The sequence below is a fragment of the Nocardioides sp. genome, from assembly GCF_024509035.1.
Classification (GTDB): domain Bacteria; phylum Actinomycetota; class Actinomycetes; order Propionibacteriales; family Nocardioidaceae; genus Nocardioides.
Genome location: NZ_JANINT010000106.1, coordinates 1 through 7,807, shown reverse-complemented (window position 1 = coordinate 7,807; position 7,807 = coordinate 1). Strand labels below are relative to the sequence as shown.

The following is a 7,807-nucleotide window of genomic DNA, read 5'->3' as shown; positions in this document are numbered from 1 at the left end:
CCGCCTGGTGGCCGTCCCGCGAGCCCGGCCGCATCCAGGCCGAGGTGGTCGTGACGCCGGCCGCCCTCGACCTCGACCCGGCGGGCATGGCCGCCCTGCTGGCCACGACCGTGGCCGCCAGTTGAGCTACGGCTGAGCTCGGCGCTTGCGCTCGCGCTGCTCCTGCTCGAACCGCGCGATCTTCACCGCGGCGTCGTCGAGCTTGCGGCGCAGGCGGCGCATCCGCCAGGGGCCGTTGCCCCACCAGGCGTGCCGGCTCACCTCGGCCGCCTTGTCGAGGCCTGCGACGTTGAACTCCTCCTCGGAACGTGTCGCGAGCTCGACGGTGTAGCGGTGGTCGAGCCAGCTCATCCAGATCTTGAAGCCGATCAAGGCGAGCACAGCGAGGGAGAGGAGGACGGCGGTCACGCCCTAGGTCTACCCCGCTCGCGGCGCCTTACGCACGCGAGCGCGAGGTCGGTCAGCTCCCGCCGGCCGGCAGCGCCTCGAGCATGATCTCGGGGTTGTCGCGGGCGGTGACGCTGGCGCGCCACTGGTCGACGAACAGCGCCATGTGGGTGCCGTCGCTGCGCTCGAGGACCTCGACGCCACGCATCCCTGCGAGGGCCGCGGCTCCGGCGGCGTCCGTGCGCCGGGCGACCTGGTAGTCGAGGCGGGAGAACCGGATCGGGGAGTTGAACTCGTTGGTCATCCGGTCCTCGACGACCTCGAACTGCATCGGGCCGACCGCGGCGAGCACCGGGTTCTGGTCACCCCGAAGGTCCGAGCGCAGCACCTGGACCACGCCCTCCTGGTCGAGCTGCTCGATGCCTCGCCGGAACTGCTTGAACCGGCCGATGTCCCCCGCGCTGGCCGTCACGAAGTGCTCGGGCGCGAAGCTCGGCACGGGCGGGTACTCGATGCGCTCCCCGACGTACACCGTGTCGCCCACGCGCAGCGCCTGGGCGTTGACGAAGCCGATGATGTCCCCGGCCTCGGCGGTCTCGACGGCGGTCGTCTCGCGGCCGAAGACCGACTGCGCGAACTTCGTCGTGAACGGCCGGCCGGTGCCGGCGTGGGTGACGACCATGCCGCGCTCGAAGGTCCCGGAGACGACGCGGGCGTAGGCGAGCCGGTCGCGGTGGGCGCTGTTCATGCCCGACTGCACCTTGAACACGAACGCGCTGAAGTCGTCGCCGACCTGGCGCACCGCGCCGTCGACGCCCTCGGTCGCGCCGGGGCCGGGCGCGATGTCGAGGAGCAGCTCGAGCAGCTGGGCGACGCCGAAGTTCTGCAGCGCCGAGGCGAACACGACCGGGGTGGTCTCCCCCGCCAGGAACCGCTCCTGGTCGTGGTCGGCCTCGTCGAGAGTGAGCAGCTCGTGCTCCTCGATCGCCTCGGCCCAGGGGCGCTGGTCCTCCTCGGGCACCTGCCCGGCGCTCAGCCGCTGCTCGGGCGCGCGGGTCGCGCCGCCCGCCGTACGCGTGTACTTCACGAACTCGCCGGTACGGCGATCCACGACGCCGCGGAAGTCGCCGGCCTCGCCGACCGGCCAGGTGAGCGGCGTGGGCCGCAGCTTGATCTTCTCCTGGATCAGGTCCATGAGCTCGAGCGCCGAGAGACCGGGGCGGTCCCACTTGTTGATGACGGTGATGACCGGGATGCCGCGCAGCGCACAGACCTTGAAGAGCTTCAGCGTCTGCGGCTCGAGCCCCTTGCCGGCGTCGACCAGCATGACCGCGGAGTCGACGGCCGACAGCACGCGGTAGGTGTCCTCGGAGAAGTCGCTGTGCCCAGGCGTGTCGACGAGGTTGATCACGTGGTCGTGGAACACGAACTGCAGCGCGGCCGAGGTGATCGAGATGCCGCGGGCCTTCTCCATCGCCATCCAGTCCGAGACCGTGGCGCGCCGGTCGCCCTTGCCGTGGACGGCACCGGCCTCGGTGATCACCCGCGCGTGCAGCGCGAGCGCCTCGGTCAGTGTCGACTTGCCCGCGTCGGGGTGGCTGATGACGGCGAACGTACGGCGGGGGCGGGTGTCGGACACTGCGCGAAATCTACCGGCTGGCCCGGCGTACTCCCGCTTCGTCGGAGTGCGGAGGCCTATCGCATCAATCCTGTTTGATGTACTTTCTGAGCCATGGCCAAGGCCGACTCCGCGGCGAGTGCCCCGCCGCAGTTCCTCCAGCTGGCCGCGCACCCCGTGCGGTGGCAGCTCCTGGGCGAGCTCGCCCGCAGCGACCGACGGGTGCGCGAGCTCGTCGAGCTGGTCGACCAGCCCCAGAACCTCGTCTCCTACCACCTCCGGCTGCTCCGCGACGGCGGCCTGGTGAGGGCCCGGCGCAGCAGCCACGACGGCCGGGACAGCTACTACCACCTGGATCTCGAACGGTGCGCCGACGGCCTGTCCCACGTCGGCGCGGCACTGCACCCCTGGCTGCAGGCGGCTCCGACTCCCCCACGTGTCGCGGTCGGCGCGCCGCGGATCCTGTTCGTCTGCACGGGCAACAGCGCGCGGTCACCGATCGCAGAGGCTCTCCTGAGGCACCTCGCCGGCGACCGGGTCACCGTGGCCAGCGCCGGCACCTCGCCCAAGGACCGGATCCACCCCCACGCGGTCCGCGTCCTGCACGAGCGGTACGGCATCGACATCCGCGATCAGGCGCCCCGCTCGATCGCAGACGTCGCCGGTCCCGGTCACGGCTTCGACCGGGTCATCACCGTGTGCGACAAGGCTCGCGAGCACCTCCCGGCCCGCATCACCCGGCACCGCGCGCACTGGAGCGTCCGCGACCCCGCGGGCGCCCGTGGGCCTGGGGACTACTCGACGTTCGTGTCGATCTCGACCGACATCGACACCCGGGTGCGCCAGCTGATCCCCACCCTGGGAGCGACCGCCACCCCCGCACCGAGCCAATCAGACACAGGAGGTAGGCCCCATGAGTGACGAGAGCACATTCGGCAGCGTCCGCTACGTCGTCGACGACGTGCAGGCGGCCGTCGACTTCTACACCGCCCATCTCGGGTTCACGGTGCGCAGCCACCCGGCGCCCGCGTTCGCCGACGTCACCCGGGGCGCCCTGCGCGTCCTGCTGTCCGGTCCGGGCAGCTCCGGCGCTCGGGCCACCCCACCCGACATCGACAGGCCCGGCCGCAACCGCATCCACCTGATCGTCGACGACCTCGACGCCGCGGTCGAGCGGCTCAGCGCCGCGGGCGTGCCGCTGCTCAGCGACCTGGTCAGTGGTCCGGGCGGGAAGCAGGTCCTGCTCGGCGATCCCGACGGCAACCTGGTCGAGCTCTTCGAGCCGGCGACGTGAGCGGTTGCGGATGACCTCGACGGGGACGCAGCTCGGCGCGGGCAGGCCTCACCCTCCGAGCACGACCGCCTGCAACGAGCCGGCCTTGAAGCGGCGCACCTCCTGTGGCCAGCCGCATCCCTCAGCAACCCTCCCCGCCCAGGCCCGGGCCGCCTCGTCGTCGGGCACGTCCACGATCGTCAGCCCACCGAGCCACTCCTTGGTCTCCGCGAACGGACCATCGGTGATGATCACCTCACCGCTCGTGGCGTCCGCGGCGGCCGCCTCCTCCAGCTCCTCCACCAGTCCACCGGCGTAGATCAGCACGCCCTGGTCCTGCATCTCCCGGACGACGGCCCGGGACGGCTCGATGCGGCCCTCGAACCATGCCTCGTCGTGGTCGCCGACCCACTGCTGGTTGAAGTAGATGAGGTAGTGCGGCATCCGGGGCTCCTTCGTGTGGGCGGACCCGATGTCCGCCGCTGCCTACGCTACGAACAGCGACGGGCGGATACGACACACACGCGGGAACCGATGAGACCTCAGCCCGCCAGGTGACCCCAGGTCGAGCCGATCTCGCTCCAGGGGCCCACCGCCGCGACGGTGCCGTCGACCAGGACGACGACCCGGTCGGCACGCGCCAGGGCGGCGCGCTTGGCCGAGGCGCCGATGACCGTCGTACGCCGCTCGCGCAGCGCGTCCCACAGCTCGATCTCGGTGGCGGCGTCGAGGGCGCTCGAGACGTCGTCGGCGAGCAGCAGCTCGGCATCGGCCGCGAGCGCCCGGGCGAGCGCGAGGCGCTGGACCTGTCCGCCGGAGAGCCGCACGCCCCTGTGGCCGACCAGGGCGTCCTTGCCGCCGGCCTCCTCGATGTCGCGGTCGAGCCGGGCGGCGGCGACCGGGTCGTCGAAGGCGCGGCGGTGGCTGAGCAGCACGTTGTCGGAGAAGCTCCCCGACAGCACGCGCGGCACCTGGGCGACGTGGGCGACCTGGGCGGGCCGCAGGAAGCCCTGGGGGTCGGTGACCTCCTGGCCGTTCCAGCGCAGCCCGCCGGAGTGCTCGATCAGGCCCGCGAGCGCCGAGAGCAGGCTGGACTTGCCCGACCCCACCTGGCCGACCAGCAGCACCAGCTCACCGGCCTCGACGCTGAGGTCGACGTCGGTGACGCCGATCGTGCCGTCGTCGTGGATCGCGGAGAAGCCCGACAGCTCCAGCCGCTCCAGCGGCACGCGCTGCACCGGCGCCGGCTCGGGGGCCTCGCCACGGACGAGGTCGACCCCCGGTGGGAGGTCCATGAGGTCGGCGCCGGCGGCGAACCGGCTGGTCTCCTTCTGCCAGGCGCGGGTGCCGGGCGCCTCGGTAACGACCATCCCCGCCACCCGGCCGAACCAGTCGAAGCCGCCGACGGCGTTGGCCACGAGCAGCGCGATCGCAAGGCTCCACCCGTCGGCGAAGTAGATCGCCCACGCCGCCACCACGCCGCCCTGCACCATCACCATCGGCACGCCGTCGAGGACGGCCTGCACGCGGTGCTCCTTGACAGCGGCCGCGACGCGGCCCGAGTCGACGCGCCGCAGGTGGGCGTGGACCTCCGGGATCGCGGCGGCGAGCTTGACGGTGCGCACCGAGTCGAGCGCCGAGACGAGCGCGCGGCCGAACCCGGCCCGGGCGGTCGAGGACGCTGCCGCCGACCGGCCGGCGATCGGGCGGCCGAGCGTCGAGGCGAGCGCCGAGGTGACCATGACCGTCAGCAGGACGGCGCCCGCCATCCAGGTGCCGGCCAGGATCGCGGTCATGCTCGCGATGATCAGGCCGTTGACGAAGTCGACCCACCGGTCGGCGTAGCGCGCGTAGCGATCGGCGTCCATCGACCGGGCCACGACCTCACCGGGAGGCGTGCGCACGAGCCGGCGCTCCTGGGTCTGGCCGTGGAGGACGGCCATCCGGGCGCGCAGCATCACCTCGATCCACCAGCGCGGGTAGCGGTAGAAGGCGTTGGCCAGCATCACCGGCGCGGCGAGCAGGCTCACGACGACGGCGCCGGTCAACCACGTGGGGCTGCCGCCCTGGCGCAGGTCCTCGACGATGTGACCCCACAGCAGGCCGGTGACGGCGCCCTGGGCCCCGGTGAGCGACGCGAGCAGGAACAGTGCGGCGCCCATGACCCCCCAGGCGGGGCGCACGGCGAGCGCGTGGGCGATGCCGCGGGCCAGCGAGGGGCCGGTGCCGACCTCGTCGACCTCGGGGGCCGGCCCGGAGCGACGGCGCACGCCGACGCCGGCCACGGTCTCCTCGGACAGCTCGGCCGCGGCACTCCCCTTGGCGTCGAGCCCCTCGCCGGCGGGCAGGTCGTGCCCCGGCTCGGTGCGGCTGGCCGCGAGCAGGTCGCGGAACCGTCCGGGGACGGCCGCGAGCTCGGCGCGGGTGCCGGCCTGGACGACGCGACCGCGGTCGAGGACGGCCACCAGCGGCGCGCGCTCGATCGTGGAGAGCCGGTGGGCGACGAGGATGCCGGTGCGGCCCGTGAGCAGCCGGTCGGCGGCGGCGACCACGCGCAGCTCGGTGAGTGGGTCCATGCGCGCGGTGGCCTCGTCGAGGACCACGACGCGCACGTCGCGCACCAACAGGCGCGCGAACGCCACGAGCTGCTCCTCCCCCGCCGACAGGGAGGTGCCGCCGGGACCGAGGAGCGTGTCGAGCCCGTCGGGCAGGCCGGCGACCCACGCGTCGAGGCCCAGCTCGACGACGGCCGCCTCGACCCTGGCGCGCGGCAGGTCGGCGAACAGCGCGATGTTCTCGGCGAGGGTGCCCGCGAGGATCTCGGTGCGCTGGGTGACCACGCCGACCGCGCGGCGCAGGACCTGGAGGTCGAGGTCGCGTACGTCGGCCCCGCCCAGGAACACCGTGCCTCGAGGCGGCTCCATCGCGCGAGAGACGAGCGCAGCCAGCGTCGACTTGCCCGAGCCGGTGCGCCCGACCAGCGCGATCGTCTCGCCCGCCGGCACGCGCAGGTGGATGTCCTGCAGCGCGAAGGCACCCTCGGCGTAGGCGAAGTCGAGGCCGCGCAGCTCGAGGTCGAGCGCCCCGTCGGGCAGCGCGCGGCCGCCCTCGGGCTCGGGCGGGACGGCGAGCATCTGGCGCAGCCGGATCACCGCGCCGAGCCCGGCCTGCAGGTCGGGCAGGTGGTTGGCGGCCATCGCGATCTGGCCGACGAACGTCGAGGTGACCAGGAACAGGGTCACCACCTCGGCGACCGACAAGCTGCCGCCGGCGGTCAGCGCCACCCCGGCGACCGCGATGGCGGCGAGCAGGCCGTGGAGCAGCACGCCGGCGCGGCGGACCAGACGGTTCTCGACGAGGACGACCGCGCGGAACTTCTCGTGCACGTCGGCCGAGAGCCGCGCGACGCGGCGCAGCACGTGGGCCTGGCCCAGGCTCGTGCGCAGGTCGTCACGTCCGGCGATGCCCTCCTCGAGGACGGCGGCGTGGTCGGTCCAGGCCATCTCCTCGACGACCTTGCGCCGCGAGATCTCGCCGAGCAGCGAGCGGATGGCCACCCACGTGACCGTCGCGAGCACCGGGAAGAGCACGAACGCGGGCCACCACGTGAGCCCGGCCACGATCCACATCGGCACGGCGCTGAAGATCGCGCGGGCGAGCATCCAGATCTGCCAGCGCACGAGGTTGCCGACCTCGTGGGTGTCGTCGTCGATCCGGTCGAGCACCTCGCCGACCGCCTGCTCGCTGAGGGCGGACAGGGGCTGGCTCAGCGCCGCGCGCAGGAGGTCCTCGCGGAGCACCCCCTCGGCGCGGTCGGAGCAGCCGACCCACGCGACCTTGCCCGCCGTGTCGACCATCGCGGCGCCGACGACGCAGAGCGCGAGCAGCCAGACCAGAGCCCGCGTGGGGTCCTCGGCCAGCCGACCGGCCACGACCGTGCCCAGCGTCATGCCGATCGCGGCCACCGCCGAGGCGCCCAGCGCGGCGATCGCCAGGGGACTCTTGAGTCGCTGCGGGCCGATCCTGCGCGACGGGTCGACCACCGGGGCTGTCGGGTGCTGGTCCGGTGTGGTGGCGACGGGTGCGGTGAGGGTCATGGTCCGTCCACGCTATGCCCGACCACCGACAGATCTCCTCCCGTTTTCCGGGCGCCGCGACCGGCGCCGCGGCTACAGGTCGAGAGCGGTCTCGACGAACGCCGCCAGGTCGAGCGACCGGCTCTGCGGCGGCCACGCGAGCAGCGTGCTGACCGGCGGCGCGTCGGCGATCGGGCGGGTCGTGACACCGCCGCCGAGCTGGGCCTGGGCCGACTCGGGGGCGACCAGGTAGGTGCGGCCCAGGGAGATCAGCTGGAGCAGCTGGGCGGTGTCGCGGACGGCCGGACCGGGACCGTCGGCGTACTCGCCCTCGTGGTCGGGCCACCTCGGAGCCGGCAGGTCCTCGATGTGGTCGAGGTCGCTCAGGGACAGCTGGTCGTGGGCGGTCAGCGGGTGGCCGGCGGGCAGGATCACGACCTGCTGCTCGGTGAG

At 73.3% G+C, this 7,807-nt stretch carries 7 protein-coding genes; 2 read left to right on the top strand and 5 right to left on the bottom strand.

Annotated elements, in window-relative coordinates; all coding sequences use genetic code 11:
- Positions 1–126: 126 nt before the first annotated feature.
- Positions 127–408 (bottom strand): hypothetical protein, encoded by a 282-nt coding sequence (locus Q0L15_RS08640; RefSeq protein ID WP_296603665.1) that lies wholly within the window; start codon positions 406–408, stop codon positions 127–129.
- A gap of 52 nt (positions 409–460) precedes the next feature.
- Positions 461–2,026, bottom strand: a complete 1,566-nt coding sequence (locus Q0L15_RS08635; protein WP_296603664.1) for a peptide chain release factor 3 — start codon at positions 2,024–2,026, stop codon at positions 461–463.
- Positions 2,027–2,119: 93 nt separating this feature from the next.
- Here Q0L15_RS08635 and Q0L15_RS08630 point away from each other — a divergent pair, with 93 nt between their 5' ends.
- Both Q0L15_RS08630 and Q0L15_RS08625 read left to right on the top strand, forming a co-directional pair.
- Positions 2,120–2,926, top strand: coding sequence for an ArsR family transcriptional regulator (locus Q0L15_RS08630; RefSeq protein WP_296603662.1), 807 nt, complete (start codon positions 2,120–2,122; stop codon positions 2,924–2,926).
- Positions 2,919–3,299 (top strand): VOC family protein, encoded by a 381-nt coding sequence (locus tag Q0L15_RS08625; RefSeq protein WP_296603660.1) that lies wholly within the window; start codon positions 2,919–2,921, stop codon positions 3,297–3,299. Before Q0L15_RS08630 ends, Q0L15_RS08625 begins: the two co-directional genes overlap by 8 nt.
- A gap of 48 nt (positions 3,300–3,347) precedes the next feature.
- On the opposite strand, the gene Q0L15_RS08620 is transcribed toward Q0L15_RS08625, so the two are convergent.
- From Q0L15_RS08620 to Q0L15_RS08610, 3 genes are all read right to left on the bottom strand, one after another.
- Positions 3,348–3,722: a YciI family protein gene (locus Q0L15_RS08620; protein ID WP_296603659.1), complete on the bottom strand. Its 375-nt coding sequence runs from the start codon at positions 3,720–3,722 to the stop codon at positions 3,348–3,350.
- Between the two features lie 98 nt (positions 3,723–3,820).
- Positions 3,821–7,375, bottom strand: a complete 3,555-nt coding sequence (locus tag Q0L15_RS08615; protein ID WP_296603658.1) for an ABC transporter ATP-binding protein — start codon at positions 7,373–7,375, stop codon at positions 3,821–3,823.
- Positions 7,376–7,447: 72 nt separating this feature from the next.
- On the bottom strand, positions 7,448–7,807 hold a 360-nt coding region (locus Q0L15_RS08610; RefSeq protein WP_296603657.1), incomplete at its 5' end, for a LysR substrate-binding domain-containing protein.

Bases quoted from the DNA above. Each gene is read 5' to 3' on its own strand.
- Q0L15_RS08620 (WP_296603659.1), bottom strand. From the start codon at position 3,722: ATGCCGCACTACCTCATCTACTTCAACCAGCAGTGGGTCGGCGACCAC.
- Q0L15_RS08625 (WP_296603660.1), top strand. From the start codon at position 2,919: ATGAGTGACGAGAGCACATTCGGCAGCGTCCGCTACGTCGTCGACGAC.
- Q0L15_RS08615 (WP_296603658.1), bottom strand. From the start codon at position 7,375: ATGACCCTCACCGCACCCGTCGCCACCACACCGGACCAGCACCCGACA.
- Q0L15_RS08630 (WP_296603662.1), top strand. From the start codon at position 2,120: ATGGCCAAGGCCGACTCCGCGGCGAGTGCCCCGCCGCAGTTCCTCCAG.